This is a genomic window from Lysinibacillus sp. IITD104 (assembly GCF_036698265.2).
Taxonomy (GTDB): Bacteria; Bacillota; Bacilli; order Bacillales_A; family Planococcaceae; genus Lysinibacillus; species Lysinibacillus boronitolerans.
Window position 1 is genome coordinate 2,689,438 of the sequence record NZ_JBAHYH020000001.1, and the last position, 20,548, is coordinate 2,709,985.

The 20,548-nt window shown below is 40.0% G+C and carries 23 protein-coding genes; 4 read left to right on the forward strand and 19 right to left on the reverse strand.

Annotation, left to right across the window (positions count from 1 at the left end):
* Positions 1–21: 21 nt before the first annotated feature.
* The 6 genes from V1L66_RS13845 to V1L66_RS13870 all read right to left on the reverse strand — a co-directional run bounded on the left by V1L66_RS13845 (position 22) and on the right by V1L66_RS13870 (position 6,576).
* The gene (locus V1L66_RS13845) at positions 22–1,041 is read right to left on the reverse strand and encodes a phosphotransferase (RefSeq protein WP_333004503.1); all 1,020 of its coding nucleotides are present in this window, start codon (positions 1,039–1,041) and stop codon (positions 22–24) included.
* Between the two features lie 43 nt (positions 1,042–1,084).
* Entirely contained in the window at positions 1,085–2,350 is a 1,266-nt protein-coding gene (locus V1L66_RS13850; protein ID WP_004229019.1) for an aspartate aminotransferase family protein, read from the reverse strand.
* A 13-nt stretch (positions 2,351–2,363) separates the two neighbouring features.
* Positions 2,364–3,155 carry a DeoR/GlpR family DNA-binding transcription regulator gene (locus V1L66_RS13855; protein WP_036081304.1) on the reverse strand — a complete coding sequence of 264 codons (792 nt, stop codon included), beginning with the start codon at positions 3,153–3,155 and terminating at the stop codon, positions 2,364–2,366.
* A 319-nt stretch (positions 3,156–3,474) separates the two neighbouring features.
* The gene (locus V1L66_RS13860; RefSeq protein WP_333004499.1) at positions 3,475–4,425 is read right to left on the reverse strand and encodes a stalk domain-containing protein; all 951 of its coding nucleotides are present in this window, start codon (positions 4,423–4,425) and stop codon (positions 3,475–3,477) included.
* A 216-nt stretch (positions 4,426–4,641) separates the two neighbouring features.
* Positions 4,642–6,411, reverse strand: coding sequence for a glycerophosphodiester phosphodiesterase (locus V1L66_RS13865; RefSeq protein WP_333004496.1), 1,770 nt, complete (start codon positions 6,409–6,411; stop codon positions 4,642–4,644).
* A gap of 21 nt (positions 6,412–6,432) precedes the next feature.
* Positions 6,433–6,576, reverse strand: coding sequence for a hypothetical protein (locus tag V1L66_RS13870; protein ID WP_016994600.1), 144 nt, complete (start codon positions 6,574–6,576; stop codon positions 6,433–6,435).
* A gap of 47 nt (positions 6,577–6,623) precedes the next feature.
* On the opposite strand from V1L66_RS13870, the gene V1L66_RS13875 reads away from it, so the two are divergent.
* Positions 6,624–6,833, forward strand: coding sequence for a hypothetical protein (locus V1L66_RS13875; protein ID WP_016994601.1), 210 nt, complete (start codon positions 6,624–6,626; stop codon positions 6,831–6,833).
* A gap of 34 nt (positions 6,834–6,867) precedes the next feature.
* On the opposite strand, the gene V1L66_RS13880 is transcribed toward V1L66_RS13875, so the two are convergent.
* From V1L66_RS13880 to V1L66_RS13920, 9 genes are all read right to left on the reverse strand, one after another.
* Positions 6,868–8,433: an amidohydrolase gene (locus V1L66_RS13880; RefSeq protein WP_333004493.1), complete on the reverse strand. Its 1,566-nt coding sequence runs from the start codon at positions 8,431–8,433 to the stop codon at positions 6,868–6,870.
* 18 nt (positions 8,434–8,451) lie between these two features.
* A complete protein-coding gene (locus V1L66_RS13885; RefSeq protein WP_016994603.1) occupies positions 8,452–9,003 on the reverse strand; it encodes a biotin transporter BioY in 552 nt (183 codons plus the stop codon).
* A gap of 141 nt (positions 9,004–9,144) precedes the next feature.
* A complete protein-coding gene (locus tag V1L66_RS13890; protein WP_016994604.1) occupies positions 9,145–9,807 on the reverse strand; it encodes a TIGR04104 family putative zinc finger protein in 663 nt (220 codons plus the stop codon).
* A complete protein-coding gene (locus V1L66_RS13895; protein ID WP_333004488.1) occupies positions 9,794–10,312 on the reverse strand; it encodes a sigma-70 family RNA polymerase sigma factor in 519 nt (172 codons plus the stop codon). The genes V1L66_RS13890 and V1L66_RS13895 overlap by 14 nt, the downstream gene beginning before the upstream one ends.
* A 104-nt stretch (positions 10,313–10,416) precedes the next feature.
* Complete coding sequence (locus V1L66_RS13900) at positions 10,417–11,172, reverse strand: ABC transporter ATP-binding protein (protein ID WP_333004485.1); 756 nt, start codon at positions 11,170–11,172, stop codon at positions 10,417–10,419.
* A 5-nt stretch (positions 11,173–11,177) separates the two neighbouring features.
* A complete protein-coding gene (locus V1L66_RS13905) occupies positions 11,178–13,496 on the reverse strand; it encodes an ABC transporter permease (RefSeq protein ID WP_333004482.1) in 2,319 nt (772 codons plus the stop codon).
* A gap of 56 nt (positions 13,497–13,552) precedes the next feature.
* A complete protein-coding gene (locus V1L66_RS13910) occupies positions 13,553–14,203 on the reverse strand; it encodes a TetR/AcrR family transcriptional regulator (RefSeq protein ID WP_333004480.1) in 651 nt (216 codons plus the stop codon).
* Between the two features lie 118 nt (positions 14,204–14,321).
* Positions 14,322–14,543 (reverse strand): helix-turn-helix transcriptional regulator, encoded by a 222-nt coding sequence (locus V1L66_RS13915; protein ID WP_004229042.1) that lies wholly within the window; start codon positions 14,541–14,543, stop codon positions 14,322–14,324.
* 10 nt (positions 14,544–14,553) lie between these two features.
* Positions 14,554–15,024 (reverse strand): DUF2975 domain-containing protein, encoded by a 471-nt coding sequence (locus tag V1L66_RS13920; RefSeq protein ID WP_016994608.1) that lies wholly within the window; start codon positions 15,022–15,024, stop codon positions 14,554–14,556.
* Between the two features lie 165 nt (positions 15,025–15,189).
* On the opposite strand from V1L66_RS13920, the gene V1L66_RS13925 reads away from it, so the two are divergent.
* Positions 15,190–15,738 carry a GNAT family N-acetyltransferase gene (locus tag V1L66_RS13925; RefSeq protein WP_333004478.1) on the forward strand — a complete coding sequence of 183 codons (549 nt, stop codon included), beginning with the start codon at positions 15,190–15,192 and terminating at the stop codon, positions 15,736–15,738.
* A 51-nt stretch (positions 15,739–15,789) separates the two neighbouring features.
* Here V1L66_RS13925 and V1L66_RS13930 read toward each other — a convergent pair whose 3' ends face one another.
* The 3 genes from V1L66_RS13930 to V1L66_RS13940 all read right to left on the reverse strand — a co-directional run bounded on the left by V1L66_RS13930 (position 15,790) and on the right by V1L66_RS13940 (position 19,149).
* Entirely contained in the window at positions 15,790–17,238 is a 1,449-nt protein-coding gene (locus V1L66_RS13930) for a tetratricopeptide repeat-containing diguanylate cyclase (protein ID WP_333004477.1), read from the reverse strand.
* 221 nt (positions 17,239–17,459) lie between these two features.
* Positions 17,460–18,650, reverse strand: a complete 1,191-nt coding sequence (locus V1L66_RS13935) for a hypothetical protein (RefSeq protein ID WP_333004476.1) — start codon at positions 18,648–18,650, stop codon at positions 17,460–17,462.
* Positions 18,643–19,149, reverse strand: a complete 507-nt coding sequence (locus V1L66_RS13940) for a sigma-70 family RNA polymerase sigma factor (protein WP_333004474.1) — start codon at positions 19,147–19,149, stop codon at positions 18,643–18,645. The genes V1L66_RS13935 and V1L66_RS13940 overlap by 8 nt, the downstream gene beginning before the upstream one ends.
* 122 nt (positions 19,150–19,271) lie before the next feature.
* Between V1L66_RS13940 and V1L66_RS13945 the strand changes: the two genes are divergently transcribed.
* Positions 19,272–19,697: a MerR family transcriptional regulator gene (locus V1L66_RS13945; RefSeq protein WP_036081342.1), complete on the forward strand. Its 426-nt coding sequence runs from the start codon at positions 19,272–19,274 to the stop codon at positions 19,695–19,697.
* Positions 19,698–20,051 (forward strand): DUF4260 domain-containing protein, encoded by a 354-nt coding sequence (locus V1L66_RS13950; protein WP_036081345.1) that lies wholly within the window; start codon positions 19,698–19,700, stop codon positions 20,049–20,051.
* Positions 20,052–20,322: 271 nt separating this feature from the next.
* Here the strand turns inward: V1L66_RS13950 and V1L66_RS13955 are convergent, their stop codons facing one another.
* Complete coding sequence (locus V1L66_RS13955) at positions 20,323–20,544, reverse strand: hypothetical protein (protein ID WP_016994620.1); 222 nt, start codon at positions 20,542–20,544, stop codon at positions 20,323–20,325.
* Positions 20,545–20,548: the final 4 nt, after the last annotated feature.

The window sequence follows — 20,548 nt, forward strand, 5'->3', positions numbered from 1 at the left end:
TTCGCCACCTTTTATCGTTATTTAGTTGTTACGGTCTTGATACTTTTCTACATAGGCTTTCACTAATGCATCACTTTGAATGGTGTAATTTTCACCAAGTAAGCGCGTGGTATCATTATCACGACTACCAATCCATGAAATAAGCTGTAGTCTTCTCATTAATATAAAAGTTGGGATCATCTCTTTTTCTTCGTCTGTTAATAACCGAATTTTGCTATAGCCCTTAACCCATGAAGCGATCAATTCCTCAAGATACGGCATATGCTCAATAAAGCTCACTGATGTGGCTAAATCATATAAAAACCACCCAAAACCACAATCATCAAAATCAATCACTTTAATTTCATCACCATCGATGAGTAAATTAGCTAGGCGTAGATCCGCATGGATAAGGCCAAATCGTGTTTTATCTTTTCCAAATGCCTCAAGCTTCTTTTGAATGATATGTGATGCTTCCTCATATAAGGCGATTCGTGCAGGGGTCATTCCTAGTCCATCCTGCCATCTCGCCCATTTAGGAGATTGACCTAGAATCGTGTCATAGTCCCATGTCATGCGCTGAAAGGCTTGGTAATAATCATGCTGCTCGATTGTATGTTGATGGAACATGGCTGTAATTTCGCCTAATGTTTCAAATTGCTGAATTAAGTCATCTTCATTATTCTCATCAGGAGCAGTGCCCTCCAAAAATGTAAATAATGTGCTATAATAGATCGTGTCATTATACGAATGAGCATGTACGTAGTCACCGTCATCTGCTCGCATCGGTAATGATACATCAATAGGAGATTGCTCATGGAGCGAGTTTAACCAGGCAATCTCCGCTTCGATTTCCTCTTTTTTATGGTAATTTGGACGGCTAATCCTCAGAATATATTTTTCGCCCTGCCCATCTTCTACGAGATACGTCGCATTTTCGGAATAATCAATCATTTTACAAGATGCTTCTAGTAAACAACTAAACTCCTTTAACGCATCATTTGCTGCTTGATGAAAGTTGGAAAGGACCAATTCTAAATCTATGAAATCCATTTGACCCATCTAGAAAACCCCCTGTTTACTAAATTGATAAGCTTTCTTCCCTTTAATAGCGTGCAAATTTTACAAGCTGTGCTGCCTCTTTAATGCCAGCCTCACATTTTTCAAGCAATTCATCACAGTACGCTTTATCACATAATAGCCCTGGCTTAAATTGCAACACACGTGTATCCAGCATTGAATAAATGGCCCATACACCATGTTTGTACAAGGAGCTCATCACATATTTAGCCCCTTCAGGATGATTAAACTCTAGGCCCATGACAACGCCAAGCTGACGAATGCCCACAAAGAAATCAGGATATTGTTGTTGAATACGCTCTAAGCCACTTCGTAGATAACGAGCAACATATTCTACATTCTTTACTACTTCAGGACGTTGGGAGATTTCTAATACTTTCATCGCCACTACACAACCAAGCTCTGCTCCACCAAATGTAGAAATATGGGCTAGTCCATCCTCTTCCATCCAGCCGCCTGCTCGTTCATTGACCACTGTAGCGGCAATTGGATAGATACCGCCACTTAGACCCTTTGCTGTCACCAGAATATCTGGTTTCACGCCATAATGCTCAATTCCCCACAGCTTACCTGTTCTCATCAAGCCCGTTTGCACCTCATCTGCAATATATAGTGCCCCGTATCGTTCACAAAGTGATTTGACATCAGCCAAGTAATTAGCAGTTGGCAAGGGGAAACCATATGTCGCAGGAATAGTCTCGATAATTACGCTAGCTACATCCCCTCTAGCAAGCTCTCGTTCCATTGCTGCAAGATCATTGAATGGTACGTGCACAAATTCGTGTGGACTGCCCTCACTTAAAAATGGTTTTGAATAGCGTTCATTGCCAAGCGAAACCGCAAGACCTGTGTGTCCATGATATCCATTTTTAATGGAAATCGTTTTCTTGCGTTTTGTAGCGTAACGAGCACACTTTAAGGCAACATCAATTGCTTCACTTCCACCACTAGAGAAAATAGAATATGTTAAGCCTTCTGGTGTGCAGGCAGCTAATTTTTCAGCTAATTGTGCACGTGCAGTAGATGGAAAATGATGATTGCCAATGTCAAAATAATTGGTTCCTTCCACTAATGCAGCAATGACTTCTGGATTACGATGGCCAAGGTTATACGTTCCACCATTGAGATGCGCATTCATTAATTTTTTGCCATCCACATCGTAGAAATAATAGCCCTCTCGTTTCCCGATAACGACATCGACACCATCGATTTGCCACTGTTTCGTTTTTCCTGGATTCCACCAGTCAATTGATTTTTGTAAGGTTGCCTGTTTATTTGCAAAATAGTCCATAGTTTCCACCTTCCTATACATTGACGTCATCCAACATTTCACCTGCAATGAATAACTCCACTTTTTTCTGCTGTAATCGTTCCTGCCATTGTGTGGAGCTCTTTTGATCTGTAATCACCATCGAAACGTCCTCTAAATGACAAATATGTGCAAATGTAGAGACACCAAATTTCGTATGGTCTGCTAAAATAATCGTATTTTCTGCCCGTTCGATTAATTTCTTTGACATCGCTGCGCCCGTAATATCATAGTCAGTAATACCATCCGCTAAAGAAATCCCGCCTGCAGCAACAAAGGCTTTATTTGCCTTTAGTTGATTAAAAAATAATTCAGCTAATGGACCACCCATAAATTTTTGACGATGTTCATATTCTCCTCCCGCAAAGAGTACCTTCCCTTGAAAGCATTCTGCGGCTAATGATAAAACGGGGAGCGAATTTGTGACGACAATGACGTTGGGCTTATCACCTAAATAACGAACGATTTCATAGGCTGTTGTACCATGACCGATAAAAATAACATCTCCGTCTTCCACAATATTTGCAGCAGCCTTGCAAATCCTTCTCTTCTCTATATTGTTAAGTGACGTTTTCTGTTCAAAGGTCCTCTCATACTTTTCCTTTGCCTTCACAGCCCCCCCATAGACTTTGTGTAGAAGCCCTTCCTTCTCCAATCGATCCATATCTCTACGTATAGTCTCGCCTGATACATTTAATAGCTGCTCTGCATCACTTACCTTCACTTTTCCTTCTAAATCTAAAATATCTAAAATTACTTTTTTACGTTCCTCAAACGAAAGAGACATACATCATCACTCCAAACACAAAGTTAAATCCAACAAAATCCACAAATCCAACACTTTATTTCTGTATTCATGTGGATTTGTTTTGAATTTTAAATAATAGTTCAACAATTGTCAATACTCTGAATTTTATTTCCTGTATTATTTTTTCTCTTTAAAGCAACATATTTCTCCAAAGTGCAGAATTAAGACTCCACAAAAAACCAATTTCCATTTGCTTCAACTGCTCTTAAAAATCTTTTTCAAAATACTTTTCTACAACACTATTTTTCTCCATGAAAAAACCCCTTTATGGCAGAAACCATAAAGGGGGATGACGGGATTATTTTGTTAATTCCTCTACAAATTCAACAGGTACATATGTTTTGCCAGATTCTAATAAAGCTGGGGCTACTTTAAATTGGCGAAGCGCTTTATTATAACCATATTCTTTTTGACCTCGCGTAATTGTATACGAAAGGGCTCCTTTTGAAACAATGGCACCTTTTGGCGTTACTTCTACTTTAAAGCCTAGCTTTTCAGCAATTAAGCGTAACGGCACCATTTTTGTCCCATCTACTTCGTAAAAGTCTTTATTGATAATTTCTTGAACCGCTGAATCCACTGGTGCTGGTTCTGGGGTCGGAGCTGGATCCACTTCAACAGGCTCTTCCTTCTCAATCGTATCTAATACAATTACTTTTGAAGGCGGTGTTTGAGCAGGGATGCTCATCGTTGCGATTGTGTAGAACACCACTAAATGCTGCTCTTTTAAATCGTCCACTTTGACAGCTTTGCCAGTAGCACTTGCTAGCTTCGTGTCTTCCCCAACATTTAACTTGAGGTTATTTTCAGTATCCACTAAATCTTTATTGAAGAAATCCACTTCCACGCTACCCATTTCTTCTGTTTCTACAATGATTACTTCTGGGTTGTATTGTGGTGGATAAATCGCAAGCATCGGCTTCTTGCCATATGAGTAAGCTGACACCTTATCTCCTTTTTGAAGCTTGGCTTCTTTTCCCATATTGTCAAAAACTAATGAGTCTTTATTGGCAATCACAATATTTGTATTGTCACCATCAACCACTGTATAGTATGTGGCATTTTCACGTACTTCTACGTTTTCAACTGTACCTGTCACTTTAATAAAAATAGGCTGCACTTGTTGCTCCGAAGTTTCTGCGTTAATCACAGTAGCCTCTCCTTCGTTCGCTGATGCAGTTGGAGCTCCAATCGCGCCCCCTAATAATAATGCTGACATAGCAAATGGTACGACTTTCGTCATTTTCATACAAAAAGCATCTCCTTCATTTTCCCGAATTCAATAAAGTAGTCGTGTTCACACGAAAAAGGTTACAAACTGTCTCCATTTTTATGGCTAGAGCTTTGCTTCCTCATTTTGAGCGATAGCGATTTGCGAGCGACTTCTCTTGAATATTCGATTTACTAGATGGCGGTGCTTTGCTTTCGCAAATATTCGCTTCTTCGCAATTTTATTCTCCCCCGATCAAAAGATAAATCTCAGACGATTCAGGATGCGCTGTAAGAAATATTGGTTTTCGCTTTGCTGGGTTCTTAGCTCACGGGCGACGTCGGGGTGGTCAGTGATGACGCCGCTGACATTTTTTTCGATAAAAGTTTGCAGGGAGCGGTCTTCATTGAGTGTCCAAACAAATAAATCGGTCGGATGTTGCTTCAATTCTTCGATAAGCTGCTCCGTTACCCAGGATTCCTCCAGTGCGATAAAATCAACATTTTCCTCCATCGGTCCAATATTGAGTGCATAGACAATACCGACTCGCAAATTCGGCACCAATTTTTTTAATTGCGTCATTTTCTGTCCATCAGCGGATTGCACATAATAGGAATCTAGCACCTTGTATTTTCGTAGCTTCTCTACTAATTTAGGTAAAACATCTTCTGTTTCTTGACCATGCACCTTTAATTCGATTAGAAGCGCCACATCTAACGCTTTGGCAATTTCAATACAATCATCTAATGAAGCAATTTTATCGCTAAAGCCATTTTGATGAATGGTTAACGTTTTTAGTTCGCTCAGGGTCATATTCGCAATAACACCATTTTTACCTGCTAACCTTCGTAATGTTCGATCATGGAAGACGACGAATTCCCCATCCACCGTTTGTTGAATGTCGATTTCAATTAAATCTGCCCCCGCATTGGCTGCACTCACCAATCCACTAATTGTATTTTCTACATTACCTGCTACATAGCCACGGTGGGCAATAATTTTGGTGTCTGGCGCATAGACACTTTTCTCTAATGAATTGATATTCATCATACTTAATACGAGAAACACGATGCCACTGATCAGCAGTAATGGCTTATAGCGCCGCTTCCGATGTGTAGTCCCGCTCAATTTGCCTATAACTGGCGTATTATACGTGATGGCGACCATAACTTGTGAAAACATCGCCTGTAATAAACTAAATAGCACCACAAAGACCATTTCTAAAAAGGCTAGTGTCAGCCCAGCCGTAACCAAGGCTGCACTTGGCATTAAACGTTCAATTAAATAGAGCGGAAACGTAGCGACCACTGTGATACCAAGCATCATCAACAGATGACCTGTTAAAAGCATAGCTAGTAGCACGACTAGTTCAAATAAACCACGCTTGGAAAATCGCCAGCTTTGCTTAAAAGAACGCAAAATAGAGATGTTCGGCTGGATTGTAAAGATAGGTAACGTTAAGATACTTCGAATACCTATCATCACGATGATGCTTGCCACCGCAGCATATGCTAGCCTACCCGCTCGACTACTCATGATTTCTTCAGTTAGAAAATGTGGTAGGGAGATGGATTGAGTCAATGTAAGGGGTAGCATAAAGGAAGCTAGTGGCATTAATAGTGCTAAATAGACGATGAGAAATAGAACTTGCACACTAAAAAAATAGACAACCTTGCGATTTAATTGTTGCCATAAAGGAAGAAATCGGTAGCGAAGTCCTCGTTGCTGATGAAAGGCCATGAGAAATAGAAAGCCCATCTCATAATATACAAATAATAAAAACAGCAAAATTAATAGACAAATCATTATCATCACAAAGGGATGCGTCACAAAGCTTTGCCAATTTTGCTCAGTAATATGTGTAAACCCTGTTACTCGTAGCATGAGCTTCAAAACGATAGAGGTTACAGGGATCATTAATAAAAACTGAAAGATTCTAATTAATGCGAAAACCTGTACATAATCGAATCGATAAACATAAATATTATGGACAGCCTGTCGCATTACTTGTCCTGCCTTGTGCACATACTCACCCCTATCATGCTGTTAAAATCGCTCACTACTAACGTATGTTTTGACTGCTATGGCCCATTCCTCAAAGCCAATAAAATAGCACTCCTCTACACCAAAGTAGGCGTCAATTTTTGTATTAATCGTGACAATCTCCATTTTTTTGAAACTTTTTAGCATGCCACCCTGTATATAACTAGATACCCACTACAGAAAGGAGCGCAAACATGAAATTCAACCTTGGCGATATCATTAGTACAATCGTTCTTTTATGTATGTTTCTAGCGATCTTTTTCGTAATGATCCATATGATCAAAAAAATGAAATCCACTGCCCCTGTGTCTCCTCCACCAACCATGCAACAGCAAGTAGAGGACTTATCAAAACGTGTGTCGACCTTAGAACAACAAGTAAAACAACTAGCTGACAAACAATAGTCCCATAAAAAAATCGCTGGGAAGGATAACCTTCTCAGCGATTTTCATATACTATCTGACCATTCACAACCGTGCATGCGACTTGAATGTGTGGAAGCTGCTCCATCTCTACCGTAAAAACGTCCTCTTGTAAAATCGTAAAGTCTGCTGCAAAGCCTTCTGCAATTTTGCCACGCATCAATTGCTGTCCAATGATTTCAGCAGCCCCTACTGTGTACAAACGGACTGCCTCAAATCTAGAAATTTTCTCATGCGGGTTATAGCCATCATGTGACTCCCCAAAATTTCTTCTAGTGACAGCCGCATAAATACCATGCAACGGGTTTGGCACTTCAATCGGCGCATCACTGCCGCCTGCGACAATCAGCCCTCTGTCAAGAAGCGACTTTAAAGGATGTAAGCCCTGTGCGCGCTCCTCTCCAAGTCTCGATAGCTCTGCTTGGTATTCCCCCTGCACAAACTGTGGCTGCATATCCACTGCCACTGGTAATGCAGCTAGCTTAGCTAAAAGTTCCTCATCAACTAAGCTACAGTGTATCACCCGATCAAGCTGACCTTCCTGAGGAGGATATGCCGCAAAAACGTCTAAAATCGTGTCGATTGCTAAATCACCAATGGCATGCACGGCAACGGTTTGTCCATATTGACGTGCCAGCTGAACATAGCTTGCTAATTGCTCGGTTGTATGAATAAGCATCCCTGCATTGTCTGGATCATCACAGTAAGGCTGACGTAGTGCAGCCGTACGACCTCCAAAGGCTCCATCAATAAAAATTTTCATCGCACCAAACGCCAAAAATGGTGAGGAAGCTAAATCCATCTTCGCAACCTCTTCAAAGACTGTATGATGCTGTAATAAATGCACCTTAAAGGATTGCTGTGCCTCTACTATTTTGCGATAAGCCTGAATCGGCTGGCTTGGCGGTCCATAATAGCTTAAATCCTCTGAATGTCCCCCTACTAAACCATAGGATTGCAATGAGGTCACCGCCTTTGTCAGTGCATCCTCAATATACGCAGGTGTAATATGTGGCATATGGTTAACAATTAAATACAATGCGGCATCCTTTAGGATCCCTGTGAGCTGACCATCTACTTTGTCAATGACACCCCCCTCTGGCGAAGGAGTCCTATTTGTAATTCCTGCAAAAGCGAGTGCCTTGGAATTGGCTAGGATCAAATGATGACAGCTCCGTTTAATGATTAAATGAGCATCTCCAAGGGCATCTAGCTCCACTAAGGTCGGGAAAATGGGCTCCTCAAATTGGTTTTCATTTAGTCCAATCGCAATGACCCATTCATGTGCTGACGCCTCAGCCATTCGCTCCTGAAGTTTCACAAGTAACGCCTCTTTACTTGTAACCGCCGATACATCAAGATGCTTGAGCTTTTCTCCGTAGCCAATAATATGTAAATGACTGTCGACAAAGCCTGGATACATGATATTGCCCTCTAAATATTGGATAGAAGCAGCTAGTGGCGACAAGCTCTCCACTGAGCCTGTCGCCACAATTTTTCCATCTTCAACAAGGACTGCATCCACTGTTTCACCAACCTGAGCCATCGTGTAAATCTTACCACCTGTCCATAATGTTGCCAAAACAATTCCTCCCATGTCCTATGCTATTGCTTCAATTAAGTGCGCTCTTTCTAAGCGACGTCGAACAATCACACCAATCCATGCTGCAAGTACCGCTTTGACGATACCAACCACGATAAATGGTGCAACACCACCCATAAAGGCAGCTGTCCATGTATAATCTGCTACAATTTTTAACCACACTGTTCCAAACACTAACGTAACGAACATCCCAATGATATTCGCAATAATAGCTTGAGCAAATGTAATACCAAATTTATCTAAGTATAAGCCCATAATAATGGCTGTGGCAAGGAAGCCTACAATATATCCACCTGTTGGACCAACTAAAATTCCAAGTCCACCTGACATACCGCTAAATACAGGTAAACCTACTGCCCCTAGTAAAATATATAATAGAACAGATAACGTGCCTAATCTTGTCCCTAAAATCGTCACGATGATGCCAACCGCTAACGTTTGACCTGTAATCGGGATAAGTGGTAGTGGAATTGTTACCTGTGCTAAAACCGCGATTATCGCTGCCCCAAATGCTGCTAACACATATTGATATGTACTTCCTTTTTTCAATGTAAAAAGCCTCCCTTTGTGCGTTAACCAATAATAAAAATAAGTTAACACAAAGATAAAGCAAATGAAAACCATTGTCAATCTATTTTAGAATAAAAAAAGAAATTGCTAGATTAGCCTAGCAATTTCCTGCCGAAATCATTACCATAAAGGTTCATTCATGGGATCTTTCTCTTGTAGCTTAAATACATATGGCGCAATTTGATAATGGTAAAAGAACATGCCCACTAAAAAGAAAATGAGACCGATAACAAAATGATGGAAAACATGCTGCAACATAATCAGTAGCGGCACTGGCATCGTCATTACGCCACTGATTTGCATGGATTTTTTTGTGCGGTATTGTTTTTGTCCACAATGAGGGCACACAATTCCACTATTTTTGCGATATAATTTACGAGCATCCTTCTCAGACCAGCTCTCCCCACATTCAATACAAACAGGTAAACCATACCCCTTTTTCAATAGATAGCGTTTGACAATAAATGTAGCGCCTATAAAAATGCTCAGTAAAATCATTCCTCTTATATAATCCGAAGCAAATAGTGACCACCAATGCCAAGTATCTGACTGCAGGCTAGCCGCCTGATGGCCTGGACTCTGTTGCCCCTCCTGTTGTGTCAAGATATAGCTAAAACCAATAACAAAAATAGTAAAGGCTGTGAACACGATACGATACGTCCATTGACCACCCGCTTTGCGTTGAACTTTTCGTCGTGCTTTTTCCGCAATTACTTGTTTGCGCTGCTGTGAGAGCTTGACATCTTGTAGCTCCTTTAATACATCCTCTTTAAATTGATTCATGGCGTAGCACCTCCCAATCAAAGTCACCCATTGCTGTTGCTAATTGTTTACGAGCTCGCTGTAATCTTGTGCGAATCGTTGCTTCTGGACAGTGAACAAGCTGTGCAATTTCCACTGTCGACATCTCCTCGAAATAATACAGTATCAAGACCTCTCGATAGGCAACTGATAATGTAAACAATGCCTCCACCAGCTCTTTTTTTACAGTTTTCTCTAGCATCTCCTTTTCAGGTGTCATAGCTGTTGTGCGTCCCATGATTTTTTCAAACAATGTCAGTCGTTTACTTTTCCAACTTCGTAAATAATCGTGACTTCGATTAACCGTCATTTTCACTAAATATGTACGTAAGGATGCTTCCCTGCGAAATTGTTCCTGCTTTTGATAAAAGGCGATGAACACATCCTGCACGATGTCCTCCGCCGTCGCCATATTTTTTACGTATAGATAGGCGACCTTTAGTAAGTAATCACCGTGCTCCTCGATTATCTGTTCAATATCCATCATTGCCCTCACCTACTTTCTACACTACTGACGGACGCCATAACGATTGCGATTCATTTTATCAAAAAAAAATCCGTAATTTTTAAATCATTACGGATTTCTTCAAGCTAAATACCTATTTTTTGCATCGTAGAGACAACTTTGACCATGCGATCGTCTAAATCAGCGCCTGTGAATCGAGGCAATCTCAGCTCATTCACGATAGCGCCATCAGACATAAAAAGGATACGCTCTGTTCTTGCGGCAATTTTTGGGTCATGGGTCACAAGCATTACCGTTGTGCCTTCACGATTGATGGAGGCTAATAAGTCCATGATTTCCTGAGCAGACGTTGAATTTAATGCGCCTGTGGGTTCATCTCCAAAGATCACTTGTGGGTTGCTGATCAAGGCACGGCAGATGCCTGCTCGTTGAAGCTGCCCACCAGACACCTGTGTAATATCTCGCCTTGCTAAGTCTGCAATCCCCATTTTGTTCATGATCTGTAGTGCCCTTTCTGTCAATGTCCTGACATTTTTTCGCTCATCACGCATCGCAGGTAACAGAATATTATCAAGGATATTTAAGCTCTTTAGAAAGGTTGGCTGCTGAAAGACAAAGCCCATTTTCGTTCTACGCAAATCAGCCAACTCTTTGTCACTTAATGTAGTTAAATCCATTCCATCAAAGATGACCTGACCTTGATCAATACTGTCCATCCCGCTAAGGGCATACAACAGTGTTGATTTACCACAGCCTGATGGGCCCATAATGGAAATAAACTCACCTTGACTGACTGTAACTGATACATCTAGTAAAACGGGATGCTTTTCATTGCCTACCTGAAACGCCTTTGCTATTTGCTCACCACTCACTATATTCATAGGTTCTACTCCTTTATATGCTCAATAATTTTTACCTGCCCTGCCCTTGACGTACCAAATAGCGTGGCTAGCAGTACGACACTTGTAAGCGCTAGTGGGCAAAAAACATAAGCTGCTAGTGGATTAATCATAAAATCAAATGAAGCGGCCCCGAATGAGGCAATGACCGTACTAGTTAAATATTCACCTAGCGTGTTTGCGAGCAACGTCCCCATCGAGATTGCTAGCAGTAATACAAAAATCGAACGTGCCGCATATTGTGTAGCTATATCGACATTTGTGAATCCTAATGCCTTCATGATCGCGATGGGCGCTTGATCCTTTGCAATCAACATATTCATAAATAAGAATGTCACGAGCACACCTAGCAATAAGGCAATGACGAGTGCTGCACGGGCTGCCTTTTCAATGGCATGAATCGTTGTACCAAAAGTTTGATGAATATAATCATCAATACCTGACACTTTGGCAAATGAGAAGGTTTTTGCATATTCCGCCCTTTTATCTGCGACAAGAGAAGAGTCTGCCATCGTACTATAGATGACACTCCACATGCTATCCGTAGACTGGTCAGAGAAAGCTGCCTTCGCAGTCTTGCCGCCATTGGTAATATCTGAATAAATCCCGCTGACCCTCAAATTTTTCTTCTCTCCATTAATGACCACTGCTAAACTATCGCCAACCTTTTTTTGAAGCTCCCTCGCATTGAGTACCGAAAGCGCTACTTCATTAGGGGCAATTGGAGCCTCTCCATGTGCATATTCTAAGGGGAAGATCGTATGGTCACCGAGCTCTATCTTTAGGTTTTCCGCTGTTCCGTCCTCAGCAATTGTTGTGAACTTTTTTGTTGTCAAAACAGTGTAATTCTTAATGGCTGTGTCATGCTCAAGCGCCTCCATCACCGCTGCCACCTGTTGTTCATTTTGCTTGCCTTGTGGGATATCAATTCGGATGTCACTATTCCCAATCCCCATATACGTAATAAAGCTTTTAGCTGCAATTGTGTTGTGTAAGTTTTGAGGGACGATGATAATGAATGTTGCCAATACTAATACTGCGAGCATTGTCGCATAAAGTGTTTTTCGTGATAGCACATCCTTTATGCCAAGGAAAAGATTAATCGGTAGCCTTTTATTGGCGCTAAGGTTCAATAATTTTGCATGTTGCCCTTTTCCTTGCATTGTGCCAAAGCGAATAGCCTGCGTGGCTGATAGCTTGCGAAACTGTTTCAGTACCGATTGTACATAGCCCATTATCATCATAAATACGAGCAACAACCCCAGAGCCGTGAACAACCAAATGAGTGAAACATTGTCCGTTTCTCCCATGAACAGACGGATATTTTCTAATAGTATGTCTCGGAGGAAGAAGGAACAGGCAAAACCGAGCATACAGCCGATCACAGCTATAACACCATATTTGGCTAGATACATTTTCTGAATATCTGCCACTCGTAGGCCAATTGCTTTCATCACACCGATTTCTCGATAATCCTCTTCAATTTTAGTGAGCAATGTAAAGCGAATACACATAAAAGCAATAGCGACTACAAGAAGACTAATGAGTAAGATCACAGCAATCATAAGCCCATCTGATATGGCATTCAGCATTTGAAAAAGTTGGTAGGTAATGGTTGGTCCGTTTGCTTCCAGCCCTGCACTTATATAGGCTTCTTCAAAATTCTTTAAATCCTTCAAATCTTTCAAACGAAACTCAATTAAATATTCAATCGTGCCTGCTTCCTGGATTGCTGCAAAATCTTGTTCACTGACAAGAAAGCGTTTGGAGGAAGCCAGCATAGAGTTCATCTGTGAATCCCTTAGAAATCCAGCTATTGTAAAGGTTTGATCATGAACGATTACGGTATCACCCAAGTCGGCAATGCCATCTTTCCAATAGCTTACAGGAACATAAATATCACCATTGGACACTTCAATCACATGACCATCAAGGTCAAGTAAATAATCAAAATTCTCACTTTGTGTGCTGAAACCATTGTCCTGCACACTGTGTGCCAATGTGGTACCCGCAATATTGATCTTCGTCCCTTCCACATTTAGAAATTCATTCATTTGAAATTCATCTACATATTTATTTTGCTCTGCAAATTCAGTAAGCCGCACTTGATCAATTTCCCCTGCATGCATCTGAAGAAAATGAGACGTTTCTGCTTGTTTCATCAGTGTGTCAATTGCACTTGTCAAATGGACAATAAGTACTGCCGAAAGTGTGACAAGTAAAGCCGCTACCGCCACAAATAAGGTGGTCATACCTGTAATTAGCTTGCTATTTGCCATATCATTTCGCACAATTTTCCAATACATAGGTCACCTCTTTGTAAGTTGTTAACCGCCATAAAATCTAACAAGACCTAAAAAACTTAGTTTGTAGTGCCTTCTCCTTTATTTCCAAACATTTGCATCATATACAATAGGCTACCATTTTCCACCCCTAGCATTCGTTCAATATTAAAAATCAATGCTGGAATACGGGCAGCACGTTCCTCATCTGTCATTAAGACGAGATCATCATCGAATACCGTATTGGTATAAGCGATAATCATTTCCATACACTCATAGGGATAAGGCGTTTGGTAAACACCCTGCTCAATGCCCTCACGAATAATGGCGGTAAGGATTGGTGGTACCTGATTAATGATCACTTGCTGTATTTTGCGGTGCATCAAAGCATTTTGCGGCCTATGAACATGCTCCATCATCTCCTGTCCACCCTGTTCATTTTGCATATTCAATGCCATGACAACGCGCAATATCCGCTCATTTACAGCTAAAGTCTTGTCTGATGCAACGGTTTTCGCCTTTGCTAGCATTGTGCTTGTATAACGTTCAATGAGTGCATCCATAATATCTTCCTTCGATTTAAAATGATAATAGAGTGTGCCTCGAGCAATGCCTACTTTCTCCAAAATATTACTCGTACTCGTACCATCAAACCCCTTCTGTGTAAATAATTCATCCGCTGCATCTAATATTTCATTTCTGCGTTCTTCCGCTTTTTTTATTTCTCTCATAAGACAACTCCTCATAATTGACCGACTGCCTGTCGATATATCTTTTCTTTATCCTAGCATAGGACGACTTCTGTTGGCAATAATTTCTACAAAAAAAGAATCTGCTTTACGCAGATCCTTATTTTTGTAGTTCCTCGTTCTTTCGATATTCCAAAATATCGCCAGGCTGGCAATCCAATGCCTCACAAATTGCCTCTAATGTTGAAAAGCGGATGGCTTTGGCCTTGCCGTTTTTTAAAATCGAAAGGTTTGCCATCGTGATGCCAACTTTTTCTGAAAGCTCTGTTACACTCATTTTTCGTTTTGCCAGCATTACATCAATATTAATGATCATTGCCATAGTATTCACCTCAAACCGTTAGATCATTTTCTGATTTGATATCGATGGCATTTTTAAGAAGCTTTTGCAGCACTGCAGCAAAGACTGCCACGACAAAGGAAGCAAAAATAATGACCATTCCGATAAGTATTAGTCCAGGGGCATCGTCTACTTCTGCAGCATAGTATATCAGTGGCATGCCAACCACGTAAACACTACTAATTATAATTGCACAATATTTGATCTTAATTAAAGCCTTCACTGACAGCTCTGAAAATGCAATGTTTTGGTCAATATAGCTCAATAGTTTGATCGTCGTAAATAGCGCAACAAAATATGCAATAGCCGTTGCATAGACGCCAATTAAAGCAACAATGGTTAGAATGGGAGAATGCTCCACTGTATCCAATGCAACACGAGGCACCACCCATACACATAAGGCAAGAACGGGTATACCTATTAGAAAAACAGCTATCTTTAAAAAGAGCGTTTCTCGTTTCATCTTACGCACCTCTTTTATTTATTCTCCTGTTTAATTTATCACATAATTTATCGTTTTTCAATAAATTTTTATTCCAATTCAAGATGCACTATAACACTCATTATTTGGTTTACTTTACTTTTTATTGTGCTATAATCAATCCAACCATTAAAAAGGGGGTATTCGATGATTTATTCGCCAGCCGAAAAGACGATAGAAACACCTCGTTTAATACTTCGACTTTTTACAGAAGCAGATGCACAAGAAGTAAGTGTTTTATGTAACAATTATGCGATCTATAAAAGCACATTGAGTTTACCTTATCCTTATACATTAGAATGTGCATTATCATGGATTTCCACGCATCAACAAAACTTTGAGGAAAATCGAAGTTACGAATTCGCGATAACAGACAAACAAAGTGGACAATTATATGGAGCGATAGGACTGTCAAATCAATCCCAACATCAAAGAGGAGAAATCGCTTATTGGATTGGAGAGCCTTATTGGAGTAATGGCTACGGTACAGAAGCTGCTCAAGCGATGATTGAATTCGCCTTTCAGGAGAAACAGTATCATCGTATCTATGCCCGGTATTTCCAATCTAATCCCGCCTCTGGGAAAATTATGGAGAAATGTGGCATGCATTATGAGGGAACCTTAAAGGATCATATTTATAAAAACGGGACTTTTGAAGATATTGTGTTGTATGGCTTGCTTAATCCATCACACTAGCAACACGTTTACGAAAGAGGCACTTTCCGCGTAGATATGCCTCTCTCTCTTTTAAATACCATTTCCCACATCGCAATAATGATTATAGTGCGTAATTTGGTTGCGGCCATTACGCTTTGACTTATAGAGCGCTTCATCCGCATGCTGGATAAGCTCCTCTACTTTCTGAATTTTGCCATGATCATTCGTACTGACACCAATACTAAATTCCAACTGAACCGTTTGATTATTCACTGTCAGTGATAGTGCCGTTAAGGTTTGATACAGGTTGTCAGCCAATGTTTGCACTGATTCACCTTCCTTTACTTGACTCAACACAATGAATTCATCCCCCCCAAAACGGGCAACAATGGACTCAAAGGGCTGAAAATAGTCCTGTAAGGTTTTGGCTGTATTCGTCAAAGCATCATCGCCAAATAAATGACCATTCATGTCATTGATTTCTTTAAAATGGTCTAAATCCACCATCATCAAGGCCAATTGCTGATGTTTTTCAGCCGCCTTCTCGACCATCTTTTTGGCCTGTTCATCAAAATAGCGACGATTGTAAATATTCGTCAGAGGATCAATATAGGCATTTTTTTCAAACTGCTTCTTATGATCGTTATATTCCATTTCAAACAATACATGTGAATAGTTTTCACGCTGGATTTCTAATAAAATATTTATATATTCCTTTTGTATCGCACATAATACAATTTTATTGCCTTGCTCCTCAATTAGCTTCACTAAAGAATTATAAATTAGTTGAAGTAGAGAAAGGTCATTGTTTTGTAAAGCATAATGCTTTGTCTTTTGATATAAATCAATGGCCTCACTTATACGTCCCTGTCTTTCACACAGGAAGGCATAGGCATTGAGGACCTCAAGTTGTACTTTCGAATAGGGTGGATGATGAATGGTTGCCATTAATTCTTGTAATATCGTATTGGCTTCTTCAAATTCTTCAAGCCAAATAAGTGCAACAGCTAGGTTTGTCTTCGGATGGATAATCCCTGTATAAGGCTCTTTATGCTTCATTTCAAACGCATTCGCATAATATAAACTCTTTAAGGCAAATTCCTTAGCTGTCCGATAGCTTCCCATGGATATTTCTAAGTCGCTCAGGTTATTATAGATTTTCCCCATGCTCTCCACGTGCTGGATTGCTTCAGCAATTTTTAAGCCTTTCAACATCAACTCTTCTGATTTCTTTAAATGACCAAATGTTCCCCAATAAATGGCTGCTAAATTGTAATATTGAATTAAATCAATATCGTTGCCATATTGAAATGTTAACTCACGATATTGTTCAAGGACACTTATAGAAAGCTGTAAATCACCCGTTTGAAAATAACTGGCACAGCTATAACGTAATAGAAGGATCGCCTTATCATACATTTCAAGCTTAATGGCACTTTCAATTGCGGCACTACTTATTTCTATATATTCTAAAAAACGATCCGCATTATATAACTCATTAAGCGTAATCCATAGTTCTTCAAATTCTTGTGCGTTCATACCGCCCCTCCTTTTCTTCATCCTTACTTCTTTAATACTACCTTTGACCTTAAAATATTACAATTCTTTGGACTCATTTATTTTTTCGACATTAAGTAATTCAGCCTAATAACGAAAATCAGTGTGTATTTTTTCCTACATTCAATTAAAAGTTATTTTAACATGGTACTTTTACTATAATTTTCCCCTAAACAAAAAACAAGCCTCTTTCAAGAGACTTGTTAAGATTCTTCTATGCTTAGGATGGCTATTAATTCCTTCGCTCTGTTGGCACTAAGGTGAATTTCTCCGCTACCAGCCTTTTGGAGATAAATTGAACCGCCATAGCCCTTCCACATTTCAATACGGACGCCTTCTACTTCAAATGAATATTCGGGTGGTCTTTTCATATAAGCTGCAGGCTGCCAAGGGATATCCTGTAAAAACTGAGCAACCTCTTTGTCATTTTCTAGCTCAAGCTTTTTTGTAATGATTGGCTCTAGCTTTTCCAGTTTCGATAATAAACCATATTTTCTTACGATTCCATTTTCCTCAATGCTCCCTGTTCCCATAGAAGTTAAAGTAATATAATCCCCCTGCTCGACAGGAAAATCATCCAGCACAGGATACCAATTGGCTTGTTCATATTTTGCAGCAAGCTGTTCCTCTGCCATATGATCAAGGTCCTCAGGAATCACCCCTTCAATAAATAAGAAAACATTTGATTCAACCTTTGCAACTGTTCCGACCATTGAAGAGCCATATGAACTGGTACTTATTACAATGTTTTGCTCCTTTTGAAAGGCTGTTGCCTGTTCAGTATAATGCGCTTGGAAATATCGTTTGGCATCAATATTGGCTACTTCTTGGTAAGCATAAAAAGTTGGATATTTTTCTTTATAGAGAGCATATAGCTTTGTTCGCGTTGTATACATCGGCAGAAGGGGCTCGAGATATGTTTCAACATACTGTTTCGGTGCTAATCCCTGAAATAGTGCTTCGTATTCAGATGCTTGATAAAGCATTTCCAACTGTTCTACTTGCTTCTTTCTCTCCGCCTCTAGCTCTGCCTTAGAATAATCAATCCCTACTGATTTCGCAAAATAGTAGGCGGCAACGAGCTTCTCATACGATAGATAGGCTTCCTCTTTATAAAATTCCTGCTCTTTCCCTGGCCACATTAGCTGATTAAGACGTTCGAAATGCTCAAGCTGTCTTTCATGAAATAGTGAGGTTGTTTGCTCTGTTTCGTTCGTAAGAAGCTGCACCATCATAAATCCCACCACACAAAGTGTCAGCACGACCGTTAATAGGGTGAAACGAAAAGGCTTCCTTCTATTGATAGACTGTTGTAGTACATGTTTTTTGACGCGTTCTTTGCTTGCTGTCATATCACCAGCGACTTTGAGTAATTCCTTCTGTATCTCATTCATGTCTAAGCACCTCCCATTCCTCCTGCTTCAGATGAGGCTTTAATGCTTCTCTTGCCCGCTTCAGTCTTGTTTTCACCGTATTCTCTGCAATGCCAAGTAGATGGGCTATATCACGAATCTTCATTTCTTCAAAATAATAAAGGATAATGGGCTCCCGATAGGTAAGTGAAAGCTTTAAAATAGCTGCCCCAATTTGAGACCGTTCCTCTGCTGCCACCAGCTCATCTCGCTGTCTATTCCCCTGAACAGGAAATATTTTTTCTTGTAATAGTAATTTCTTATAATGCCAGCTTTTTAAATAATCCTTGCTTTGATTAATCGTTAGCGTGGATAAATACGCACGCAACTGCCCACGTTCTTCATAGCCACGCTGAGAAAATTTAATAAAGACCTCTTGCACAATATCCTCTGCGGTTTGTCGGTTCTTCACATACAAATAGGCGAGACGTAATAAATGCGCTGCATGTTCTTCGATCATTTCCTCAAGTATGCCGTCCACCTCCCCTTCTTACACTATAAACGACTGCCACTGAATGACCGTTTCATTTTTTTACTTTTTTTCTCAAGCACCTTGACCTTGGAGCATACTCCAATGTTAGGATGAATTTAGGAGGTACTTACATGAAAATTAAACAATTCGCCGAGAAATTTCAATTAACAACCGATACCGTTCGCTACTATGAAAAAGAGGGACTCTTACAGCCGCAAAAACAAGACAATGGCTACCGTGTGTATGATGCCATGTGTGAACATACAATGAAATTTATTATCGTTTTACGTCAGCTAGGCTTTACGCTTCAAGAAATTAAACATTTACTGACACTCGAACGAAAGCCTATTTCAACAGCATGTAATGAAGAAACGGTACAGCTATTTTCCACAAAGATTGCCCAGATTGAGCAGCAACTTCGATTCTATCAGCATGCGCTTCATTCGTTACAACTGACTAAAACGTTAATGGCTGACGGACAGTATGAAGAAAATCAAGAAAAAATTGCCTCACTCATTGAGGATATGTATCAAAATTTACTGGAAGGTCGTGGTTAAATGTCACTACGTAAAATCATCTCAATCGAATATATCCTTGCTTTCGTCATCACTGTTTTTTTCTATGGTCATCTAAATTTTTCATGGCTGTATTTTATTGTATTTTTATTGCTCCCAGACATCACCATGGTTGGCTATCTCATCAATACAAAAGTAGGCGCTCTTTTCTATAATATGGGGCATAGCTTTGTGCTACCTGCCATGATAATGGCGATTGGTTTACTAACGACTACATCAATACCTCTGATGGCTGCCCTGATTTGGCTCGCGCATATTTTCTTAGATCGCGCACTTGGCTATGGTTTAAAATATGATGACGCTTTTAAGAAGACACATTTACAGCAAATTGCGTAATGTAAGTATGGCTAGCCATTTAACACTGCGATTTTTAGTAGAAATGGGTTAGAAAAATTTCCTAATTAAATGCTCTCTTGGGGTGGGATTACCATTATTTATCATCGGAATATGGAGTTGCTCTCTTTAAGCTAGCTGTTCTTGCTTTCTATGAAACAGGCAGGACACTAATTGCTAGTATGTTTGCAAAAACCTCCTATTAGTATCCTCTTTATTATATTTCTACCATAAAAAAAGCAGGCTCCTCCACTCGGATCCTGCTCCTCATTATTTAGATGAATCTTTTTAACATTGATTCATATAGACCCACCATTAATAGTCCAATCAATATTGGAATAAGGGATGTAAAACTGAAATAAAAGCCTGCGTCCTGATATTGTCCCGTAAAGTGAAATTGTAGCCAAGACACCTCATATGTTTCCCCTACCCCATATAAAAAAATAGTGGTAAATAAAAATAATGCCAGACATTTTAGTCCTTGCGCTTTTTTCATAGTA

Coding starts and splice junctions, on each gene's coding strand:
- V1L66_RS13845 (WP_333004503.1), bottom strand. CDS start 1,041: ATGGGTCAAATGGATTTCATAGATTTAGAATTGGTCCTTTCCAACTTT.
- V1L66_RS13850 (WP_004229019.1), bottom strand. CDS start 2,350: ATGGACTATTTTGCAAATAAACAGGCAACCTTACAAAAATCAATTGAC.
- V1L66_RS13855 (WP_036081304.1), bottom strand. CDS start 3,155: ATGTCTCTTTCGTTTGAGGAACGTAAAAAAGTAATTTTAGATATTTTA.
- V1L66_RS13860 (WP_333004499.1), bottom strand. CDS start 4,425: ATGAAAATGACGAAAGTCGTACCATTTGCTATGTCAGCATTATTATTA.
- V1L66_RS13870 (WP_016994600.1), bottom strand. CDS start 6,576: ATGCTAAAAAGTTTCAAAAAAATGGAGATTGTCACGATTAATACAAAA.
- V1L66_RS13875 (WP_016994601.1), top strand. CDS start 6,624: ATGAAATTCAACCTTGGCGATATCATTAGTACAATCGTTCTTTTATGT.
- V1L66_RS13890 (WP_016994604.1), bottom strand. CDS start 9,807: ATGAATCAATTTAAAGAGGATGTATTAAAGGAGCTACAAGATGTCAAG.
- V1L66_RS13895 (WP_333004488.1), bottom strand. CDS start 10,312: ATGATGGATATTGAACAGATAATCGAGGAGCACGGTGATTACTTACTA.
- V1L66_RS13900 (WP_333004485.1), bottom strand. CDS start 11,172: ATGAATATAGTGAGTGGTGAGCAAATAGCAAAGGCGTTTCAGGTAGGC.
- V1L66_RS13905 (WP_333004482.1), bottom strand. CDS start 13,496: ATGTATTGGAAAATTGTGCGAAATGATATGGCAAATAGCAAGCTAATT.
- V1L66_RS13910 (WP_333004480.1), bottom strand. CDS start 14,203: ATGAGAGAAATAAAAAAAGCGGAAGAACGCAGAAATGAAATATTAGAT.
- V1L66_RS13915 (WP_004229042.1), bottom strand. CDS start 14,543: ATGGCAATGATCATTAATATTGATGTAATGCTGGCAAAACGAAAAATG.
- V1L66_RS13920 (WP_016994608.1), bottom strand. CDS start 15,024: ATGAAACGAGAAACGCTCTTTTTAAAGATAGCTGTTTTTCTAATAGGT.
- V1L66_RS13925 (WP_333004478.1), top strand. CDS start 15,190: ATGATTTATTCGCCAGCCGAAAAGACGATAGAAACACCTCGTTTAATA.
- V1L66_RS13930 (WP_333004477.1), bottom strand. CDS start 17,238: ATGAACGCACAAGAATTTGAAGAACTATGGATTACGCTTAATGAGTTA.
- V1L66_RS13935 (WP_333004476.1), bottom strand. CDS start 18,650: ATGAATGAGATACAGAAGGAATTACTCAAAGTCGCTGGTGATATGACA.
- V1L66_RS13945 (WP_036081342.1), top strand. CDS start 19,272: ATGAAAATTAAACAATTCGCCGAGAAATTTCAATTAACAACCGATACC.
- V1L66_RS13950 (WP_036081345.1), top strand. CDS start 19,698: ATGTCACTACGTAAAATCATCTCAATCGAATATATCCTTGCTTTCGTC.
- V1L66_RS13955 (WP_016994620.1), bottom strand. CDS start 20,544: ATGAAAAAAGCGCAAGGACTAAAATGTCTGGCATTATTTTTATTTACC.